Source organism: Sphingomonas aquatilis (genome assembly GCF_014196115.1).
In the GTDB taxonomy this organism is placed as follows: Bacteria; Pseudomonadota; Alphaproteobacteria; order Sphingomonadales; family Sphingomonadaceae; genus Sphingomonas; species Sphingomonas aquatilis.
The window spans coordinates 1-1,299 of the sequence record NZ_JACIDB010000034.1 but is presented as its reverse complement, the minus strand read 5'-3'; the positions used below and the strand labels follow the sequence as shown (position 1 = coordinate 1,299).

1 protein-coding gene is annotated in these 1,299 nt (G+C 62.7%); it reads left to right on the top strand.

From position 1 onward, the window contains the following. The first annotated feature begins 58 nt into the window (after positions 1–58). Positions 59–1,258: an IS256 family transposase gene (locus GGR47_RS19000; RefSeq protein WP_062127390.1), complete on the top strand. Its 1,200-nt coding sequence runs from the start codon at positions 59–61 to the stop codon at positions 1,256–1,258. Positions 1,259–1,299: the final 41 nt, after the last annotated feature.

Sequence of the window (1,299 nt, the reverse complement as noted above, 5' to 3'; positions counted from 1 at the left end):
GGGACTGTCAGGAATTTTGTGCGGGAGGCCATAGGATGGAATGGAAGGGACCATCGATATGGCAATCGACAAGGACGTTTTGGACCAGCTTCTGGCTGGTCGTGACCCGCAGGAGCTGTTTGCAAAGGACGGTCTGCTCGACGAGCTGAAGAAGGCGTTGTCGGAGCGGATGCTGTCGGCTGAGCTCGACGATCATCTGGAAAGCGAAGGCGCCGCAGGCACCATCAACCGGCGCAACGGGTCATCGAGGAAGACGATGCTGACGGGCACATCGAAGGTGACGCTGGACGTGCCACGCGACCGGGCGGGGACGTTCGACCCGAAGCTCATCGCCAAATACCAGCGCCGTTTCCCCGACTTCGACGACAAGATCGTCTCGATGTACGCGCGCGGGATGACGGTGCGCGAAATCCGCGGGCACCTCGAGGAGCTGTACGGGATCGACGTCTCGCCGGACCTGATCTCGACCGTCACCGATGCGGTGCTGGAGACGGTTGCCGAATGGCAGGGTCGGCCGCTCGACGCCTGCTATCCGCTGGTGTTTTTCGACGCGATCCGGGTGAAGATCCGCGACGAAGGGTTCGTCCGCAACAAGGCGGTCTACATCGCGCTGGGCATTCAGCCGGACGGGACCAAGGAGGTGCTCGGCATCTGGATCGAGCAGACCGAGGGGGCCAAATTCTGGCTGCGCGTCATGAACGAGCTCAGGAACCGCGGCGTCGCCGACATCCTGATCGCCGTCGTCGACGGCCTGAAGGGGTTCCCGGAGGCGATCAACGCTGTCTTCCCCGAGGCCATCGTCCAGACCTGCATCGTCCATCTGATCCGCAACAGCATGAGCTTTGCGTCCTGGAAGGAGCGCAAGTTCATCGCCCAGGCGTTGCGCGGCGTCTACCGTGCCGAGACGCCCGAGGCCGGCATGGCTGCGCTGGAGGCGTTCGAGGCAGGCCCCTGGGGCCAGAAACACCCGGCCATCGCCATAAGCTGGCGGCGACACTGGGACCAGGTGATCCCGTTCTTCGCCTTTCCCGAGGGCGTCCGCCGGATCATCTACACTACGAACGCCATCGAGGCCCTGAATTCGAAGGTTCGCCGTGCCGTCCGTACCCGCGGCCATTTCCCCGGTGACGATGCCGCGATGAAGCTGTTATATCTCGTGCTCAATCACGCGGCGGACGAATGGAAGCGCCCACCGCGCGAATGGGGTGAGGCCAAAAGTCAGTTCGCCGTAATCTTCGGTGAGCGCTTCGTCATCTAATGACGGTAACCGGCCTCCCGCACAAAATTCCTGACAGTCCC